This is a genomic window from Amycolatopsis sp. NPDC058986 (assembly GCF_042741125.1).
GTDB lineage: Bacteria > Actinomycetota > Actinomycetes > Mycobacteriales > Pseudonocardiaceae > Amycolatopsis.
Genome location: NZ_JBHYJW010000030.1, coordinates 54,591 through 72,771 on the forward strand (window position 1 = coordinate 54,591; position 18,181 = coordinate 72,771).

Annotated in this window: 14 protein-coding genes; 6 read left to right on the forward strand and 8 right to left on the reverse strand. The window is 70.1% G+C overall.

The genetic code is table 11. The features are described from left to right. Window positions 1–25 precede the first annotated feature (25 nt). The 7 genes from ACFW0G_RS25305 to ACFW0G_RS25335 all read right to left on the reverse strand — a co-directional run bounded on the left by ACFW0G_RS25305 (window position 26) and on the right by ACFW0G_RS25335 (window position 10,377). Entirely contained in the window at window positions 26–1,345 is a 1,320-nt protein-coding gene (locus tag ACFW0G_RS25305) for a peptide ligase PGM1-related protein (protein ID WP_378327863.1), read from the reverse strand. A 46-nt stretch (window positions 1,346–1,391) separates the two neighbouring features. Then, the gene (locus ACFW0G_RS25310) at window positions 1,392–2,612 is read right to left on the reverse strand and encodes a 3-deoxy-7-phosphoheptulonate synthase (protein ID WP_378327864.1); all 1,221 of its coding nucleotides are present in this window, start codon (window positions 2,610–2,612) and stop codon (window positions 1,392–1,394) included. A gap of 3 nt (window positions 2,613–2,615) precedes the next feature. Beyond that, window positions 2,616–4,526: an anthranilate synthase family protein gene (locus ACFW0G_RS25315; protein ID WP_378327865.1), complete on the reverse strand. Its 1,911-nt coding sequence runs from the start codon at window positions 4,524–4,526 to the stop codon at window positions 2,616–2,618. After that, complete coding sequence (locus ACFW0G_RS25320; RefSeq protein WP_378327866.1) at window positions 4,510–5,274, reverse strand: thioesterase domain-containing protein; 765 nt, start codon at window positions 5,272–5,274, stop codon at window positions 4,510–4,512. Before ACFW0G_RS25320 ends, ACFW0G_RS25315 begins: the two co-directional genes overlap by 17 nt. Further along, window positions 5,271–8,366 carry an amino acid adenylation domain-containing protein gene (locus ACFW0G_RS25325; protein WP_378327867.1) on the reverse strand — a complete coding sequence of 1,032 codons (3,096 nt, stop codon included), beginning with the start codon at window positions 8,364–8,366 and terminating at the stop codon, window positions 5,271–5,273. The genes ACFW0G_RS25320 and ACFW0G_RS25325 overlap by 4 nt, the downstream gene beginning before the upstream one ends. A 24-nt stretch (window positions 8,367–8,390) precedes the next feature. Beyond that, the gene (locus ACFW0G_RS25330) at window positions 8,391–10,013 is read right to left on the reverse strand and encodes an HAD-IIIC family phosphatase (RefSeq protein WP_378327868.1); all 1,623 of its coding nucleotides are present in this window, start codon (window positions 10,011–10,013) and stop codon (window positions 8,391–8,393) included. A gap of 76 nt (window positions 10,014–10,089) precedes the next feature. Next, the gene (locus tag ACFW0G_RS25335) at window positions 10,090–10,377 is read right to left on the reverse strand and encodes an acyl carrier protein (RefSeq protein ID WP_378327869.1); all 288 of its coding nucleotides are present in this window, start codon (window positions 10,375–10,377) and stop codon (window positions 10,090–10,092) included. Window positions 10,378–10,612: 235 nt separating this feature from the next. Between ACFW0G_RS25335 and ACFW0G_RS25340 the strand changes: the two genes are divergently transcribed. Together ACFW0G_RS25340 and ACFW0G_RS25345 are read left to right on the forward strand one after the other, a co-directional pair. Continuing rightward, the gene (locus tag ACFW0G_RS25340) at window positions 10,613–12,082 is read left to right on the forward strand and encodes an SDR family NAD(P)-dependent oxidoreductase (protein ID WP_378327870.1); all 1,470 of its coding nucleotides are present in this window, start codon (window positions 10,613–10,615) and stop codon (window positions 12,080–12,082) included. Window positions 12,083–12,468: 386 nt separating this feature from the next. Next, window positions 12,469–13,542 carry a LuxR C-terminal-related transcriptional regulator gene (locus tag ACFW0G_RS25345; protein ID WP_378327871.1) on the forward strand — a complete coding sequence of 358 codons (1,074 nt, stop codon included), beginning with the start codon at window positions 12,469–12,471 and terminating at the stop codon, window positions 13,540–13,542. Here the strand turns inward: ACFW0G_RS25345 and ACFW0G_RS25350 are convergent. Next, on the reverse strand, window positions 13,520–14,185 hold the full coding sequence (locus tag ACFW0G_RS25350) for an isochorismatase family protein (RefSeq protein WP_378327872.1): 666 nt from the start codon (window positions 14,183–14,185) through the stop codon (window positions 13,520–13,522). The genes ACFW0G_RS25345 and ACFW0G_RS25350 overlap by 23 nt on opposite strands. Before the next feature lie 166 nt (window positions 14,186–14,351). Here ACFW0G_RS25350 and ACFW0G_RS25355 point away from each other — a divergent pair, with 166 nt between their 5' ends. The 4 genes from ACFW0G_RS25355 to ACFW0G_RS25370 are packed head-to-tail and all read left to right on the forward strand — an operon-like array spanning window position 14,352 to window position 18,041. Beyond that, window positions 14,352–14,966: an LmbU family transcriptional regulator gene (locus tag ACFW0G_RS25355; RefSeq protein ID WP_378327873.1), complete on the forward strand. Its 615-nt coding sequence runs from the start codon at window positions 14,352–14,354 to the stop codon at window positions 14,964–14,966. Between the two features lie 57 nt (window positions 14,967–15,023). Continuing rightward, on the forward strand, window positions 15,024–16,373 hold the full coding sequence (locus tag ACFW0G_RS25360) for a peptide ligase PGM1-related protein (RefSeq protein WP_378327874.1): 1,350 nt from the start codon (window positions 15,024–15,026) through the stop codon (window positions 16,371–16,373). Then, entirely contained in the window at window positions 16,370–17,239 is an 870-nt protein-coding gene (locus tag ACFW0G_RS25365; protein ID WP_378327875.1) for an LLM class F420-dependent oxidoreductase, read from the forward strand. Before ACFW0G_RS25360 ends, ACFW0G_RS25365 begins: the two co-directional genes overlap by 4 nt. Window positions 17,240–17,267: 28 nt before the next feature. Then, complete coding sequence (locus ACFW0G_RS25370) at window positions 17,268–18,041, forward strand: class I SAM-dependent methyltransferase (RefSeq protein WP_378327876.1); 774 nt, start codon at window positions 17,268–17,270, stop codon at window positions 18,039–18,041. The last annotated feature ends 140 nt before the right edge of the window (window positions 18,042–18,181 follow it).

Consider the following 18,181-nt stretch of genomic DNA (forward strand, 5'->3'; position numbering starts at 1 on the left):
GACGATAGCTTCCAGTAGTCGACTGTCAACCAAACGTGAGCTCGTCGATCCGGTGCTCGATTTCGGTCGCGTGCTCGAAGTCCTCGCCGATCAGGCAGTATTCGACCGTTCCCCCGGTCACGTCGTCGGAGGTGATGACGACACCGGTGCGCCGGTCGCGGTCGAAGGCGAGATCGTTCGCCCGCAACGCCGCCAGCGCGCGGTCGAACGACGGAACCGGCCAGAAATGCCGTTGCATCACCACGCGTTCGGCGAGGAAGCGCGGCCCCACCAGGTGCTGGGTCAGCCGGGTGACGTGAGTCGAACCGCCGACCCTGCCGTTCACCTCGTTGAGCAGGATCTCCCCGCCGGGGGACACGATTCCGTCGATGCTGATCAGGCCTCGGTAACCCATTCCGTGAATGGCCTGGCACAGATTCTCGGCAGCGCCGAGAAAGCTCGGCCACGCCGGATGGGAAGCGGATTGCGCGGGAATCACGAGACCGTTGAAAATCGGCTTGGTCAGCATTTCGCCGTGCCCGAACAACGCGACGCCTTCGTCGGTGATGCTCATTTCGACGTACACCGGCGTGCAGTCCGGAACGTAGTGTTCGATCACGACCCGGCGGCGGTCCTCGCCGGAGTACCACGGCCAGCGCCGGGTCACCAGTTCGTGCAGGGCGGGCCGGTCGGTGATGACCAGCACCTGCGGCGCACCGATCGGATCGACCCCCTCCCGCGGGCTGATGATCTCGTTGCCGAATCCGCCGACGTGCTGGTCCTGTTTGACGATGGCGCAGCGTCCGTCCGAAAGCAGCTCCCACAGGTACGCCTCGGCCGCCGCACGGTCGCGCACCACGCGGCCCTCGGCGATCGGGCAGCCGGTTCCCCCTGCCAGTGCCCGGAACGCCGACTTGCTGTTCAGCAGATCGCTGCCGCCCTGCCCGACGAAACCGAATCCGGGCGTACACCGCTCCAGCCCCAAATTGCGGGTGAGCCGGGTCATCACCTCGTCGAAAATGATCGGGAACACCCGGGCCGCACCGGTCTTCTCGACGTGCACGCTCAGTTCACGCTGGAATTCGGCGTTTTCGATCCGGTCCGAGGAAAGGACGTCGACCCCGTACCGCCCGGGTGGCGGAGCGAGGATGTGCACGGTGCCGAGATCGACGTCCATCAGCTCGGTGAGGTACCGGCTGAACGACTCGCTGGGCGCGTGGGGGACGACGAGGATGTCTCCTTCGCCGACGTACCAGAGCATGCGCTGCGCCGTGTAGCCGGCGAACCGCCGTTGCTCGGCGGTCATCGCGCCGAGATCACCGACCATCTGCTCGGTGCGGTTGTTGGCGACGAATACGGTGGACATGACGGTTTCACTCCTTGTCGATAGGGGTCGCGGCCGCGGCACTGCCTCAGCCCGGCCAGGCGGTCGCCACCAGCCGTGCCTGGTCGGCGTTGAGCCGCGGGTCGCACAGCGGTTCGGTGCCCGCGGGCAGTTCGGCCAGTTCCGTCTCGTCGAGCACGCATTCGACGACGTCTTCCGGGGTCGCCTCCAGGTGCAGGCCGCCCGCCACGCCCTGCTCCCCGCGGACCGCCGCGTGGAACCCGAGCACCTCGCGGATCAGCGATCCGACCAGCCGGCTCTTCCGTCCCCCGGCGCCGCGGAAAGTGTTGCCGTGCATGGGATCGCACAGCCAGATGACCGGATGCCCTGCCCGCCGGACGGCGGCGACCAGCTCGGGCAGCCGCGTGCTGACCAGACTCGCTCCCAGCCGGGTGATCAGGGTGAGCCTGCCCGGCTCGCGGCGCGGGTCGAGCCGCTCGCACAGCGCGACCAGCTCGCTCGCGGTCATGGCGGGCCCGACCTTGCACGCCACCGGATTCGCGATCCGGGACAGCAACTGGACGTGGGCGCCGTCGAGCCGCCGGGTGCGCTCGCCGACCCACGGCCAGTGCGTCGAGGTCAGGATCAGATCGTCGTCGTGCTTGCGCAGCAACGGAAGTTCGTAGTCGAGGACGAGCGCCTCGTGACTGGTCCAGACCCGTGGCAGGTTCAGCGCGCCACCCGCCGGACGCGCCCGGCGGAGCGCCTCGACGACGTCGGCCGCCGCGCGGTAACCGGTCAGCATGCGGCGGGGGTCGGGCACCCGCGTCCGCGCGTCGAACGCGGGCCCGTTCACCAGGTGACCGCGGAAGGCCGGGAGTTCGCACCCGTCCCGGACTTCGGTGGGCTGCGAGCGCGGTTTCGCGAACTGGCCGCCCATCCGGCCCGCCAGCACGACGGGACGGCGCGAACGTTCGCTCATGACGTCACCGAGCGAGACCAGCATCCCGGCCCTGCGTGCCACGTGCTCGGTGGTGGCGTGCTCCGGGTCCTCGGCGCAGTCGCCCGCCTGCAGCACGCGCAGCCTGCCCTCGGCGACACCCGCGAGCAGGCCGCGCAGTTCCCCGATCTCCGCACCGGTGACCAGATCGGGCGCGGCACGCAGTTCGCCGGTCACCGCGGCGAGCGCGGCGTGGTCGGGCCAGGTGGGCTGCTGCTCGGCGGGACGGGCTCGCAGAGCCATGAGCTCGGCGTCGGGGGCTGGAGCCGAGGGCCGGACGCCGAGGAGACTGGTGGGTACGACAGACATCACTCATTCCTTCGCGCTGGAGACTCGGTTGATCCGGTCGGCGATGCGCACGCCCGGCCACAGAACGGTGGTGACGAGATTGCGGAGCAACGTGGGACCGTGCTCGGTGAGCAGTGATTCCGGGTGGAACTGCACCGAGGTGAATCCCGGGCCGCTCAACGCGTGCACCTCGCCGGTGAGCTCGTCCCGGCAGACCTGCACCGGCTCCGCGCAGCGCGCGGTGAGCAGGCGCGAGGTGTCCGCGTGTGCGGCGAACGTGTTGTAGAACCCCGCGTCGACCGGTTCCCCGAACAGGTCGACCCGGTGCCGGACACCCTGGTTCGGTTCCGGCCTGCGGCGGATCTCGAGGCCGAGCAACCTGCTCAGCACCTGGTGCGAAAGGCAAACCGCCACGAACGGCTTGCGCGTGGTGAGCAGTTCTCCGATCAATGTGTGCAGCCGGGCGATCTTCGGCTCGCGCACGTCGTCCGGGTCGCCCGGTCCCGGCCCGGGCACCACGACGTCGAATCCGTGGTGGGCGGGGACGTCCCGCCAGTGCGCGACGGTGACACCCAGCCCGAGCGCGCGCAGCTGACAGGCCAGCATCGCGGTGAACGTGTCCTCGTTGTCCACCACCAGCGCGCGGAGCCCGGCCAGTTCCGGCGCGAGCCAGTCCTGCGCCCTGCTCCGGCGCAGCCAGAACCGCGCCAGCCCGTCGTTGCGGGCGGTCAGCCGCCCGCGCACTTCGGGATGTTCGGTCAGGCCGGGCGGCGGACCGCCTGCCGCCGCCCGTTTCTCCCCACGCAGTGCCGCCAGGAAACCCGCCGCCTTCGCGTGTGTCTCGGCGACCTCGCTCACCGGATCGGAGTGCCGGACCAGTGTCGCGCCGACACCGAGGCTCAGCTCACCGGCCGGGGACAGCTCCGCGGTGCGGATCAGAATCGTCGAGTCCACTGTGGACTCACCGGCGACGTCGCGGCCGAGCAGTGCCGCCACTCCGCTGTAGTAGCCGCGCCCGGCGCGCTCGTGCCTGCGTAGCACCGAACACGCGCTCTCGACAGGACTTCCGGTGACCGTGGGCGCCAAAAGGGTCTGCCGCAGGATCTCCCGCGGTGGTTGCCGGGTGCGGCCGCGGACGAAGTACTCCGTGTGCGTCAGATGCCGCATCTGCCGCAGGTACGGGCCGTCCACCTCGACACCGTCGGGGCAGAGTCCCGCCATCATCTTCAGTTCCTCGTCGACGACCATGTAGAGCTCCTCGACCTCCTTGCGGTCGGCGAGGAAGTCGAGCACGCCGCCGAGCGTCGCCCCGGCCCCGGAATGCCGGAGCGTGCCGCTGATCGGGTTCATGGTGGCGACGCCGCCGTCGAGGCTCACATGCCGTTCGGGGCTGGCTCCGACGAACGTCCGCTGTCCGGTGTGGATCAGGAACGTCCAGTGCGCCCCGTCCTCGCCGAGCAGAAGACGCCGGAAGAGCGCCAGTTCCGTCGCCACCGAGAAGTCGCGCACGCGCGCCGAGTACGACCGCTTGATCACGAAGTTGGCCCCGGCACCGGTACCGATCTCCTCGGCCAGCACGTTACGGACGATTTCGGCGTAGGTGTCGTCGTCGAGGTCGAACCCGGCCGCGTCGAACCGCACGTCCTGATCCGGCGTGGTCGCTACGAAGTCCTCGACCGACAGCGACGTGCGTTCCTCGATGCGCATCGCCAGCAGCGGCGCGCCGTCGTCGTGGCACGCGTAGCCGCGTTCGGCGACCTGCCGGAACGGGACCACGGCGAGGACCGACGGCCCGGTGGCCGCACCGGCCTCCGGCAACGCGGCGAGATCCGCCACCTCGGTCACCGGACCGCGGAACAGTTCGAGCGTCCCCGCCCCGGTGACCGACGGGCGGTGCAACAGCGCGAACGGCTTGCCATCACTCAGGTTGTCCATGGCTTTCCCCCAGTCGGCTTTCCCCAGTCGGCTTTCCGGCGCTCGCGAACACTTGACGCAGGAACTCGTCGACGTACCCGGCGGCCGCGGGCAACCGGGCCGGTCCGAGGACCTCGAAATGGCCGCCCTCGATCACCTGACCGGCCAGCCGCGCGGACAACCGCGCCCAGTCGGCGTGCTGCCGGGCCACCGGACCGTCGGCGCAGGCGAGCAGCAGCGCGGGTCCCTCGTGGCGGACGGTCACCTCGTGCTTCGCCGCGGCGTGGACGTGTGCCGCCGCGGTTCGGCGGAACCGCGCCCGTTCCTCGTCCGACGCCGTCGGCGGCAAGGTGTCCGCGATCGCCGCGGCGAAGGCGTCGAGGTCGGATCCGGGCGGCAACGTCACGAAGCTGTCGAGCAGGACGACCGCGGCGGTGTGCCCGCTCCGTTCCGCCAGCCGCGCGGCGACCTCCCACGCCAGCACGCCACCGAGAGACCAGCCGATGAGTGCGTCGGGTGGCGTCGGCAGCGCGAGGACCGCGTCGAGGCAACGCGCGACCATGGCAGGGACGTCGGTGTCCGGTTCCTCGCCGTCGACAAGTCCGGACGCACGCACGGCGTGGACGTCCCCGTGCCGGACCAGCGACCCCGCCAGGCCGAGGTAGGGCAGAATCCCGCCGCCCGCCGGTGGGAGCGCCACCAGCCTGCGCCCGGTGGCACCGGAGCCGAGCTTGTGCATCAGGGGTGCGCGAACCCCGGCCGCCGTCATGCCCTTCCCCGTTCCACCTCGACGTGGCAGGCCAGCGCACGGACGGTCGGCTCGCGGAAGAAGTCCAGCACTGGCACGGAAACGCCGTACTTGTCTTCCACCTGGCTCAGCACGGTGACGACGTTCAGCGAGTGCGCCCCGGCTTCGACGAGCGAGCCGCCGAGCGAGACCGGCACGCGCAGCACGTCCTCCCACAGCGCGCGGAGTTCGGCTTCGAGCGGGGTGGGTGGCGTCCCGGTGTCGTCCACCACCGGCTCACCGGCCACCGCCTCGCCCACCTTGCGCAGCAGGGCGGCGCGGTCGAGTTTCCCGGTGAACCCGGTCGGTACCGAATCGATCGGAAAGACCTGTGCGGGGACCATGTACCCCGGCAGCCGCCGGGCCAGCGCGGCCCGCACGTCCCCGGCGTCGGCCGCGTCCTTGGCCGGAACGAAGAACAGCAGCAGACGCCTGGCGGGTTCCGGCCCGACCGCGGCGACGGCGCGCTGCACGCCGTCGAGCGCGTTCGCAGCCGCCTCGATCTCGCCCAGTTCCACCCGGTACCCGCGGATCTTCACCTGGCCGTCCTTGCGTCCCAGGTAGACGAGCGTTCCCGAGGCGTCGACGAGCACCTGGTCGCCGGTCCGGTACTCGCCGTCGACGAACCGTTCGGCGGTGCGCTCGGGATCGTTCACGTAACCCAGCGCCGGTGCGACGCCGCCGAGCAGCAGCTCACCGGCCACGCCGCAGGGCGCGCGATGCCCCGTCACGTCGACGATCCGCGCCGACACCGCGGGCAGCGGACGGCCGATCGGCGCGTGCACCGGCCACGGCTGCGCGGACGCCTCGAAGACCGCCGCGGTGGTGACGTGGGTTTCGGTCGGCCCGTACATGTTCACCAGCGCGATGTGCGGCCGTTCGGCGAAGAACCGTTGCACGCCTTCGTCCGCCACCACCTGTTCGCCCGCCACGCACAGGAAGCGCACGTCCGGCAGCAGGTCCCCGGCCGTCCGTACGGCCCTGGTGAACGCGCCGAGCGCGGCGGCGGGCAGATAGACGTGGGTCACGCCGGTCACCGCCACGCGACGGGCCAGCGCGGGCAGATCCTGCCGGTCGACCGGGCGCCGCGACACCAGCGTCCCCCCGGCTAGCAGCGTCGGCATGATCTCCTGGAACGAGACGTCGAAACCGAGCGGCGCGTACTGCAGGAACCGGGTGCCCGCGCTCATCCGCAACGCGCCGAGCTGCCAGGCCGCGAGGTTCGCCAGCGGCGCGTTGGCCATGAGCACGCCCTTGGGGCGTCCGGTGGAACCCGAGGTGAACATCGCGTACACCCCGTGCTCGCGATGGTCGGCCTGGCTTGGTTCCGTTGCGGCGCCAAGGAGTTCGCCGACGCCGAACACCCGCGCGCCGGGCACCTCGCCGGTCCCGACGACCATCCGGCAGCGCGCCCGCCCGACCATCTCCGCCACCCGTTCGGCGGGGAGTTCGAGGTCGAGCGGGAGGTAGACGGCGCGGCGCGCGAGCACGGCCAGCACCGCGACCACGCTGTCGGGCAGGTTGTCGGCCGTGACGCCGACGATGTCGCCAGGCCCCACCCCTCGCTCGGCGAGTCCGCCGGTGACCGCGCGGACCCGCTCGGCGAGTTCGCCGTAGGTGACCCGGGTCCGGCCCTCTTCGATGGCGAGCGCGGCCGGGTCGGCGTCGGCGACTTCGAGCACGCGCCGGGCGAAGTCGCAGTCGAACCGCGGAGTTCCGTCGAGAGCGGGGACGGCGGGACCGTCCGAGAACAGCTCGCGCAGGGTGACGCCTGCGTGCGCCGTCCCGGCGATCGCCGAGCGCAACGACTCGACGTACCCGGACACGACGGGTTCGGGCAGCAGCTGGACGTCGTGCTCGACCTCCAGCACCCAGCCTTCGCGGGTGGGCCGGACCCACAGCAGCAGATCGAACTTCGCGGTCCCGTTGCCGTGCTGGCGCATCGACCGGACCGGCGCGCCAGCCGCGCCGTCCACGGGTTCCTGCATGGTGACCAGCGTGGTGAAGATCGGGTTGCGGTTGCCCGTGCGATCGGGCATCACGTGCCGCGCCACCTTGCTCAGCGGGACGACGGAGTCGGCGACAACCCGTTCCGCCTCCGGAAGCACCACCCCGCAAGCGAAATCGGCGAACGACTGTCCCCAGTGGACATTCACGACCAGCGGCACGGTGGCGACGAAGTACCCGCACAGATCGAAGGCCCGCGGTGTGCGCCGGGTCATCACGGTGGCCCCGAAGACGACGGACTCGACGTCGGCGTGCCGCGCCAGCGTCGCCGAATGCAGTGCGGAGAAGTAGGTGAAGGGACTGATCTCCAGTTCGCGGCAGACCCGGTCGACCGTGGCGGACTCCTCGGCGGTGAGCCGGATTTCCCGGCGCTCGCCGGCGAACCCGGTCTCCACCGGACGCGCCGGGGCCGGGTACAGCACGGTCGCCGGGGCCCGCCGGAGACGTTCGGCGAGTGCGGCCGCCGCGGCGTCGGCCTGTTCGGTCATGGCGGTGGCCAGCTGCCGCCCGAGTTCCTCGCCGAGCGCCGCTTCACGCTCGGCGAGCAGGGTTTCGCGATCGAGGCCGCCCCGCAGCGCGGTGTTCAGCTCGCTCAGCAGGATGCCGACCGAGTAGCCGTCGAACACCGAATGGTGCACCGCCAGCACCAGCACGGCCCGGGTGCCGTCGTCGGCACGGACGTGCAAGGCGCGGACGAGCGGCGGCCGGTCGAGCGCGAACACCGTGTCGCCCAGTTCGCCGAGCGCGGCGGCGCGGCAGGCGTCGAACTCCGCGGCGGGGACGGCCCATTCGCCGAACGCGGCGGCGGTTTCCGGACCGGGCGCGACGAGCAGGCCGCCGCCGTCCGGCCCGTCGACGAGCCCCATCCTCAGCGCGGGCTGCACCTCGAGGACGGCGGCGAACGCCGCGGCGAGCTCGTCCGGCGGCAGGGCCGGGTCCAGCTCCGCCTCGACGACGATGTTGTACAGGTGCGGGACCGCGACGATGCGGTCGAGAGCGAGCAGCTCTCGCTGTGCTTCGGTGAGCGGCAGGACGATCGGTCCCGCGCTCCTCAATTCACTGGACATCGCGATTTCTCCCTTGGATCGGGCTCAGCGCCGGGTGAGCTGCGGCACCCAGTCGCGCACCGGCACGGAGACGGTCGACGGGGCGTCGTTCGCGCCGGGGAGGACCCCGGTCAGCTGCTCGACGAACATGCGCGCGGGCGCGTTGCGCGCGGTCGGGCGCAACGGGAGGAGCAGCGTCTCGGCGCCCAGCCGGTCCGCGTGCCCGGCCACGAACCGGAGCACCTCGTGCTCGACCCGCCGGTTCAGCACCCGGCAGCTCATCAGGAAGACCGGCAGTTCGACGACGTCGCCCCGCTGCTCGGCGACGACCAGCCCGACCGTCCCGTAGTCGCCGAAACGGTCCCGCACCCGGACCGCCCAGCCCTGGCCCGCCCCGGCCAGCAACGCACGCAGCTGCGGTACCGAGTAGACGGCGCCGGCGAGGTTGAACTGGGTGGTCCGGGCGGTGAGCTGCGCCGCGCGGTCGAGGCCGTCGTCGGTGAGCGCGGTGAAGGTCACCTCGATCGCGCACCGGTCGAGGAAGTCCTGGTAGTCGGCGCTGGTGTCCCGAAGCGCGACCCGCTCGCGGCGGGTCGAGTACCAGTCGGCCCGCAACCGGTCCTCTTCGGTGACCGACAACTGGTCGAAGGCCCAGGTGTGCTCGATCTGCCCGCGGATCCGGTCCTCCGCACGGGAAAGCTCCACCACCGTGACCTCGGGCAGCTGCGCGCGGACGGACGCGCATTCGACGGCGTCGTCGTCGACGAAGACGAACGAGCCCAGCGCGAGGTCCAGCTCGTCGGCCAGTTCGGCCAGCGACTGGGCCTTCGGGTTCCAGCCGATCCGGTGCGCGGAGACGTCGTCCCACGACAGCACCATGTCGGAGTTGCGCGTGAAGACCTCTTCGACGTCCTCCTGGTTGTTCCGGCTGCAGAGGCACAGCAGCTTTCCACTGGACCGCTGCGCCAGCATGAATTCCTGCAGCCAGCGGCGCGATTCGCCGATCCGCACCCCTGTCGGACCGTCCTCACCGCAGATGCCGGTCCACAACGTGTTGTCGCAGTCGAGCACGATGACCTTCTTCGGCTTCCCCCAGCTGCTCACGGCCTGGCGGACCAGCCAGGTGGCCACCGCTTCGCAGTATTCGTCGGTGTAGGGCAGGTGCCCGATCCGGTCGGCGTACTCGTCGTGGGTCTCGGCCACCTCGTACAGCTCCGTCACCCGGTCGAGCGAGATCGGGTACATCCCCGGTGTCGCCTCGGCCGTGGCGGTGATCCGCTCGGCCGTCTGCCCTACCCACCGGGCGAGCGCGGCGTCCGCCGTAACAGCGGGCGAACTCGGCGTGACGGCGACGAGCCAGGTGGCGACCGAATGATCGGGAACACCGCCGAGGGTGGCGAGGAACTCGGTGACCATCGCGTCGGCGCGCTCACCGAGCCCGTCACCGCGGGCGAAATCCTCCGGCCGCAGCAGCAGGACGTTCACCCCGGTGTTGGTCAGCAGCACGCCGGCGGGGTCGTGCAGGGCTTCGAGCACCTGGCCGTAGGGAGCGACGGTCACGGACCGGCCGGGCTCCACCTCGTCGAGGATCGTCGCCATCGCGGCGGTGACCACTTCGAGGGTGAACGTGCCCGCCACCGCGATCCCGGGCTTGACCGCGTCGCTCATGCGATCGCCTCGCTTCGCGAGACAGCGCCCAATCCCCTTTGGCGCATGATGTCCATGATTCGCCCGCAAGCGTCGCTCATGCCCGCGCCGCCTCGACGTGCTCGCGTACGACATCGGTGAATTCCGCGACGGTCGTGTGCGGCGGCAGCGCGTGCACGGGGATTTCGACGCCGAGTTCGCGCCACAGCCGGGAAAGGACCCGGACGGCGCGCAGCGAATCACCGCCGAGCACCCCGAACCGGCTTTCCCACGGCACTTCGGACACACCCAGCACCGCCTGCAGTGCCGTCACGACAGCTTTCCCTACGAGGTCCGGACCATTGTCGGCGTCCACGACCACACCGGGATCCCGGCTCTGTTCCATGGGGCCACACTCCATTGAGGACATTGGTTGACCCGTGCCCGCGACGCGTTGGTGAGAAATCGCTCGGCCGCGCGTCAGGCAACGGCAAGATTGCGAACGAGGTGGAGGCTACGACACGATTCCCCGACGCAGCAAGCGCGTTCACCAGGTAAGCGGCGATGCCATCGTTCGACTTCCCTGTCAATAGGAAGTGACATTCCCGCCCCGTCGGGCGGCCTTTCGGGACGGAGTTTCGATGCTATTGACCCCAGCCGATCTCACCCTGTTCGCCGAGGCCAGCGGCGACCACAACCCGTTGCACACCTCGGCGGAATACGCCCGGCGGACACCGTTCGGAAAACCGGTGGCCCACGGTGTGCTCGCGGCGGTCGCCGCGCTCGACGAGATCGCGGGCGCGGTCGACGCGGACGGAATTCACGGCGTCGACGTCGAATTCCGGCAGCCGACCCAACCGGGCATCACCTACGAAACAGCGGTTTCCCAGGAAGTGGGCGATCGAATTCGGGTCAGCGTCACCGACGGTGGGACGCCCTGCCTGAACATCACCCTGCTGCGCGGTTCCGCGGGGGAAACTCGGTACCGTCCGCGCACGCCTCGGCGGGAACCGCGCGTGGTGACCACCGGCGAATTGGTTCCCGGATTCTCGGTCACCGGTGCCTACGGGCCGGGGGACGCTCTCGACGCCCTGTGCGAGCGCTGGCCCGCCGCGGCCCGGTTGCTCGGCCGGTTTCCCCTGACCTGCCTGCTCTGGTGCAGTTTCCTCGCGGGAATGGAACTCCCCGGCCGTGACTGCCTGCTGAACGGCTTCTCCCTGCGTCTCCGCCCGGCGACGGCCACCGAGCCGCAGGAACTGGGCTACACCGCGGAGGTGGCCGATTTCGATCCCCGGTTCGGGCTGCTGACCACCGAAGGCCGGCTGCACGGCGGTGGCACCACGGTGGCCGAAACGACGCTGGAAACCCTCGTCCGCCGACCGGTCCCGGCGCCTTCGGCCGAGCGGATTCTCGAACTGCTGCCGCGTTCCGACCGGCTTCGCGGGCACGTTTCCGCCGTCGTCGGCGGCAGCCGCGGCCTCGGCGCGGCACTGGTGCTCGCGCTGGCGAGCCAGGGCGACCGGGTGCTGGTCGGCCATCGCGGCACCCCCGGCGACCTGGCCGAGCTGGCCGCCCTTGGTGCGGAACTGGGTGGCGAAGTCGTTTCCTGCCCGGGCGACGCGACCGGGGCACGGTGGGCACAGGACGTCGCGCACGCCGCGGACCACGCGCTCGATCTCCTGGTGTGCAGTGCCGCGCCGCCCATCCGGCCGCTCCGGCTGGACCCGGCAGGGCTCGGCCGGGTCCAGGAGTTCGTGGCCGACGCGTTCGCCTTGGTCAGCGCACCGATGGCGGGCCTGCTCGACGCGGTGGACAAGGCAGGCGGCCGATGCCTCGTCGTCTCCTCGTCCGCGATCACCGCGCCACCCGCGGACTGGCCGCACTACGTCGCCGCGAAACACGCCGTCGAAGGCCTGACCCACTGGGCCGCGGCACAGCACCCGGCCACGGAGTTCTTCGTGACACGGCCGGGAATGCTGCTCACCGAGCAGATGAACACCCCGGCCGGGCGGGACGGCGCGGCGGCCACCGAACCGGTCGCCGCCGCACTGGTGCGCAGGCTCGCCGACGCCACGCCCGCGACAGGGCGGCCCGAATTGCTGGCCCTGTAGCCCCGGCGTTCGCCGCGTCCCGCCGCGCGGGACGCGGCGAACCACCGTTGGTGCGCGCGGCCCCAAAATATGACCGGAAGTGCAGCGGAACTAGCCCATTGGCATGAAGTTCCGTGCCTTACTTCATAGACGATGGCGGAGAAATATAGCTATTCGGTAACTTTACCGTGATCACTGCCAGGGCAACGGCACGTACTCGGCTGAGCAAGACGGGCACTAGGGGGCTTGGGGGTATGTCAAGATCTGTCACCTTACGCGGGCGCACGAAAGAATGCCAGGAGATCAAGAGACTTTTGTCGGGTATCGACGAGGTTACCGGTCAGGTAATACTCGTTGAAGGATCACCCGGCATCGGCAAGTCAAGCCTTCTGCAGAAAACCCGCATCATGGGAATCGAAATGGGATTCCGGCTCGCCCCGCGTACGATGAACCTTTTCGGTTCCGCGCACAGCCACTGCGCCGCCCGTTCCTGGTTCGACGAGCAGCCGCAGGCGCAGCCGCTCCTGTTGCTCGTCGACGACGCGCAACTCGCGGCCCCGGAGACCATCCGGCAGCTGGACTGGCTGCACTCGGTGCTCGCCACCCGCCCGCTGGCGATCGTGCTCGCCCGCATTCCCGGGATGGGCGGACCGGAAATGAACCGCCTGCTCACCAGGAACAGCACGCAGGTGGAGCGGCTGGCCCTCGGACCGCTCGACCGGACGGCGGTGCGGGAGTTGCTGGCCGATCTCCTCGGCGCCGCCCCCGACGAACGGCTCATCGCGCTGGCCGGCGACGTCGGCGGCAACCCGCGGCTGATCGTCGACCTGGTCACCGGCCTGCGCGCGGAACACCATCTGGAGATCTTCGACGGCTGCGCGCACCTGTCGGCCGACGTCCTGCCCGGCCGGTTCCGGACCACGCTTGTCCACATGGTGCGAAGCCTCACGCCACTGACACGCAAACTGGTCCAGGTCGGTGCCGCACTCGGCCCCCGCTTCCGGCTCGTCGACGCGGCACGCCTGGTCCAGGAGACGCCCGGCAACCTGCTACTGAGCGTCGACGAGGCCATCGCGGGCGGTCTGCTCGTGGAGGCCGGCGGACAGCTCGCCTTCCCGGGACAGCTGCTCTGGCGCGGCGCCCTGGAGTCCGTGCCCGCCAGCGTGCTCGTCGCCATCAGGGCGGAAATGTCGTCAACGGACACGAGCCGGGTAAGCGCTTCCGAACCGAACGAACCGGATGAACCGGCCACGAGCCAGGAACCGGTGCCGGACGAGCGGACGTCAGGCTGGGCCGAGCTGACCGACACCGAACAGCGGGTCGCCCGTCTTGTCGGTGGCGGGATGACCAACCGCCAGGTGGCGCGCAGCGCGCGCATGTCCAGCCACACCGTGAACTACCACCTGCGCAGCATCTACCGGAAACTCCGGATCCGGTCCCGCGTCGATCTGGCACGGCTCATCTACCAGAACGGACCGTGACCGCGTGATCGTCCACTTCGGACAGAAGCCGCGCCGTCGTCGGGGTCGCGGCGCACCGCTCCGCCGCGTACCGCAGGGCGAGCCGGTGGTAGTCGAGGGAAAAGTCCGCGACGGCGTCGGCGACCAGGAAAGGCTGGACGTCGTGAGAAAACGCTTCACACGCCGTCATGAGGCAGCCGACGTGGGCGTACACCCCGCAAATGATCAACTGGTCGCGATTCTCGTCACGCAGGAACTCCAGTAGCCCGGTCCGATGAAAGGCGCTGTACCGCCATTTGGTGAACACCACGTCGTCCACCCCGGGCGCCAGCTCGTCGACGACCTTGCGTTCTTCGGGCGCCACCGTCATGCCCGCGCCCCAGAAGTCCTTGAGCAGACCACGTTCGCTGTCGCTCATCCCGCCGGGCTGCGCCGTGTAGGTCACCGGGATTCCCAGTTTCGCGCACGCGGTGCGTAATGCCACACAATTGCGCACCAGGTCGTCCCTCGGCCCGGCCCCTTCGGGGAAGGCGGAGACGAAGTAGCGCTGCATGTCGTGCACCAGCAGTACCGCGCGACGCGGATCGAGCCGCCAGGTGACGGTGTTCTCCGGAATATCGCTCTCACTGGGCATCGCGTACGCGGCGATGGCTGGCAATCCCACGGTTTGCCCTTCCTGTCAGCCAAAAACTCCTTCCCCACGGTAACGCCCGGATTCGCCGGGCACATCTACTCATTCGAGCTGCGCGGTTACACGCAAGAGTAATTGCCCGGGGCACCGTGATTGCCCGAGGCTGGGTTCCGTCGCGTTGAAGGGAGTGGAGAACATCATGGTGCGGGAGCCGTCCGTGCACAGCCTGAACGCAGGCGGGGTCGTCACCAGGCCGAAGGAATTCCCCGGGGTGTCACTGCCCGGCCTCGACATTTCGGCGAGCCCGGTCGGCCTCAGTTTCGGGGCGGACATCGCGCTGCCGGCCTGGTGCAGGCTGGGTGCCCACGTGTCGACGCTGGGCATGGCCTCGGCGTGGTGGATCGGCGACTGGCTCGTCTACGGCCAGGACCGGTACAAGGATCGCTACCGGCGCAGCATGTCCGAGCATTCCCTGGACTACCAGACGTTGCGCAACTACGCCTGGGTCGCCCGCAGAGTGGAACACCGCCGCAGGCGGCGTTCGCTGAGCTTCCAGCACCACGCCGAGGTCGCCCGGTTGCCCGGTGAACAGCAGACCCGGTGGCTGGCCATGGCGGAGGAACGCGCGTGGTCCCGGAACACGCTGCGCCGCCAGCTGCGGGGACTCCCCGAGGCGAAGCCGCGCGCGGCGAGCCCCATCCGCCTCGACGTCCCCGCCGAACACCGGGACCGCTGGCAACAGGCCGCGGACGAGGCCGGGATGAGCCTCACCGCCTGGGTGATCAGCCGCCTCGACGACGCCGTGCCCGCCTGAGCCGCGGTACAGCGGGTTGTCCTTTGTAGACAGTAAGCCAATGGGGAGGAGAAAGGCGTGGGCACGCTGCTGATCAACAATCTCGGCAGGCTCATCACCGGCACCCGCGGCGCGAGCGCGCTGCTCGGGCACGCCAACATGCTCGACCCACCGTACGACAGATACCTGCGGGCCCAGTCGCACCGGACGGTGTGGCTGGCTCGTCCCGGCGACGTCGTGATCGTCCCGACCCCGATCGACCGGCAGTTCCTCGAGTACGCCACCGGCCTCCGCGGGTTCGGCCCCGCGGACCTCACGGTGCTGGGACCCGGCACCGCGCACACGGCCGGCTTCGCCGAAACGGTCACACGGGCGATCGCCGACCGGCGGGCCGAAAAGGCGTGGCCCTACTACTTCGATCGGACGGCGGCCGCGCTCGTCCGGTCACTGGACTTGCCGGTGCCCGGATTCACCGGCCAGGGCGGCGCGGAACTCCTCAACAGCAAGGTGATGTTCCGGGCGCTCGCCGCGGGGATCGGCGTGCCGATCGCGGAGGGCGTGGTGCCCGCGTCGGCCGCCGAAGCCGAGGAGTACGTGTGGGCGGCGCTTTCGCTCGGCCACTGCGTGATCGTCAAACAGGACTTCCACGTCGGCGGACTCGGCAACGAGATCGCGAGCCCCGGCGAGCGGATCCGGCCGATCGGCGCCCGGCAGGTGCACCACTGCACCGACCGGGAGAGCGTCGCACGATTCGTCGCGCGGCACTGGAAAGCCGGGCACGCCGAACACGAACACCGCGTCGTCGTGGAGCGCTACACCCCGGATTCACGGTCGATCTACGTGGGCTTCCACCTGACCGACGACGGAGCCGAGGCGTACGGGCACGGCGAAATGCGGATGACGCCCATCATCAACGGCCTGATCACCCCCAGCCCCGCCGCGTCGTCCCCCGCCTTCGCGGAGTTCCTCGGCCACGCCGAGCGGCTGGCCGACGCGGTGCGGGTGATGGGATACCGCGGGCAGCTCAGCGTCGACGGCGTGCTGACGCCCGGCGAGGACGTGTTCCTCACGGAGTTCAACGCGCGTTCCGGTGGCGCCACGCACAACCACTGCATCATGAGCCAGCTGGCGGAACCCCACGGTGAAACCGACCGGATCATGCTGGACCGGCGCCGCTGCACCCTGCCCCCGTTGGAAAAGCTGCTCACCACATTGGATGGCGAAGGACTCGGCTTCGACACCACGCGCCGGTCCGGTGTGGTCGTCACGGTGCACGACGGCGGCACCGGCCGCGAGACCGGCGAATTCTGCGCCATCGCGGAAAACCTCGAAACCGCCGAACTACTGGAGAACGACGCCGTCGCGGCGATCCGCGGCCTGGGCGGCGCGGTGGCCGAAGCGGAGTCCGAGACCAAGGAGCAGGTATGAAGATCGGCGTGTCCACCTTCGTCACCGACGAGGGAATCGGCCCGATCGACCTCGGGCGCGCGCTGGAGGAACGCGGATTCGAGTCGTTGTTCGTCGCCGAGCACACGCACATCCCGGTGAAGCGGGAAACGCCGTACATCCCGAACCGGGAGATGTACTGGCCCGCCTACGGCGAACTGCCGAGGATCTACTACCGGACGATCGACCCGTTCGTCACGCTCACCGCGATCGCGGCGGTGACCCGGCGGCTGCTGCTCGCCACCGGTGTGGCACTGGTGGTGGAACGGGAGCCGATCAACCTGGCCAAGCAGTTCGCGTCACTCGACCTGGTTTCGGGCGGCCGGGTACTGGCGGGCGTCGGCGCCGGGTGGAACCGCGAGGAGATGCGCAATCTGGGCACCGACCCCGCGACACGCATGGCGCTGGTGCGCGAACGTGTGCTCGCGATGAAGGAGATCTGGAGCAAGGAATCCTCGGAGTTCCACGGGGAGTTCGTCGATTTCGACCCGATCCGCTCCTGGCCCAAACCGGTGCAGCGGCCGCATCCGCCCGTCCTGGTCGGCGGCGACGGCCCCGGTGTGCTCGACCGGGTCGTGGAATACGGCGACGGCTGGGTGCCGATCCTCGCCAAATCGGTACCGGTCCTGGCCGAACGCATCGCCGAACTCCAGGGCCGGGCTGCCGCCGCCGGACGCGGTCGCATCCCCGTGACGGTCTACGGCGTGCCACCGGACGCCGAGGTCATCGGCGAGCTACAGGAGGCGGGTGTGGATCGGGTGCTGCTGCAGCTCCCGACGACCCCACGGGACGAGTCGCTCGCCGAACTCGACCGGTTCACCCCGCTCAAGGAGAAGTACGGCGACTAGGACACCCGGCCGGAACGGAGACGGACCCATGCTTCCCCCTGTCGACTACGACAACCGCCTGCACGAGGGCTATGCCGGAGGACGCGCCTTGACCGCGACGGCGGCCGAGGTCTGGCGATCGGCCTTCGCCCGCAACGCACAACCGGAGCGCCCGCTCACCGTTCTCGACCTCGGGTGCGGAGTCGGCCGGTTCACCCCGGTGCTGGCCGACCTGCTCGGCGGGCCCGTTTACGGCGTCGAACCCGCCGACCAGATGCGCGCGGTCGCCGAAACCGAGAACAGCCACCCGGCGGTGCGCTACCTCGCCGGCGACGCCGCGCACATCCCGCTCGACGACGACAGCTGCGACCTCGCGTTGCTGTTCCTCATGTTCCACCACGTGCCCGACCGGGCCGCGGCGACGGCGGAACTCGCGCGGGTGCTCCGTCCCGGCGGCCGCGTGCTGCTCCAGAGCAGCTTCTCCGGTGAGCTCGAGGATCGCCGCTGGTTCCACTACTTCCCCAGGGCGCGCCGGATCGAGGACCGGATGTTCCCCTCGTTCGACGAGGTCGTCGCGGTGTTCGGCGCGGCGGGCCTCGTCCACCTCGGCACGGACCACGTCGAATGCGAGGTCGCACCTTCGCTGGCGGCGTACGCGGACAAGCTGCGCCACCGCGCGATCCCGACCTTCGAGTACCTGGAGGAGGACGAGACAGCGGCCGGGTTCGCGGCTCTCGACGCCGCGGTGGCGGCCGAGGAAAGTCCCACACCGGTCATCGAACCCGCGCGTCTTCTCCGGTTCGGTGCCGCTTCGGCACCGTGAACGGGGGTATTCCCGCAGGCACCTGACATGTGGTGACGGTCATGAACGGGCTGTCACACACCCGTCCGGGCGTTAAAATAACGTCAAGGTGCGCCGGGAAGTCTGGTCGGCAACAGTGCGAGTCGTTGCCGAAAGACCCC

What these genes read in the sequence shown, in the direction of transcription:
- ACFW0G_RS25305 (WP_378327863.1), bottom strand. Translation starts at nt 1,345, where the DNA reads ATGTCCACCGTATTCGTCGCCAACAACCGCACCGAGCAGATGGTCGGT.
- ACFW0G_RS25310 (WP_378327864.1), bottom strand. Translation starts at nt 2,612, where the DNA reads ATGTCTGTCGTACCCACCAGTCTCCTCGGCGTCCGGCCCTCGGCTCCA.
- ACFW0G_RS25315 (WP_378327865.1), bottom strand. Translation starts at nt 4,526, where the DNA reads ATGGACAACCTGAGTGATGGCAAGCCGTTCGCGCTGTTGCACCGCCCG.
- ACFW0G_RS25320 (WP_378327866.1), bottom strand. Translation starts at nt 5,274, where the DNA reads ATGACGGCGGCCGGGGTTCGCGCACCCCTGATGCACAAGCTCGGCTCC.
- ACFW0G_RS25325 (WP_378327867.1), bottom strand. Translation starts at nt 8,366, where the DNA reads ATGTCCAGTGAATTGAGGAGCGCGGGACCGATCGTCCTGCCGCTCACC.
- ACFW0G_RS25330 (WP_378327868.1), bottom strand. Translation starts at nt 10,013, where the DNA reads ATGAGCGACGCGGTCAAGCCCGGGATCGCGGTGGCGGGCACGTTCACC.
- ACFW0G_RS25335 (WP_378327869.1), bottom strand. Translation starts at nt 10,377, where the DNA reads ATGGAACAGAGCCGGGATCCCGGTGTGGTCGTGGACGCCGACAATGGT.
- ACFW0G_RS25340 (WP_378327870.1), top strand. Translation starts at nt 10,613, where the DNA reads ATGCTATTGACCCCAGCCGATCTCACCCTGTTCGCCGAGGCCAGCGGC.
- ACFW0G_RS25345 (WP_378327871.1), top strand. Translation starts at nt 12,469, where the DNA reads ATGGGAATCGAAATGGGATTCCGGCTCGCCCCGCGTACGATGAACCTT.
- ACFW0G_RS25355 (WP_378327873.1), top strand. Translation starts at nt 14,352, where the DNA reads ATGGTGCGGGAGCCGTCCGTGCACAGCCTGAACGCAGGCGGGGTCGTC.
- ACFW0G_RS25365 (WP_378327875.1), top strand. Translation starts at nt 16,370, where the DNA reads ATGAAGATCGGCGTGTCCACCTTCGTCACCGACGAGGGAATCGGCCCG.
- ACFW0G_RS25370 (WP_378327876.1), top strand. Translation starts at nt 17,268, where the DNA reads ATGCTTCCCCCTGTCGACTACGACAACCGCCTGCACGAGGGCTATGCC.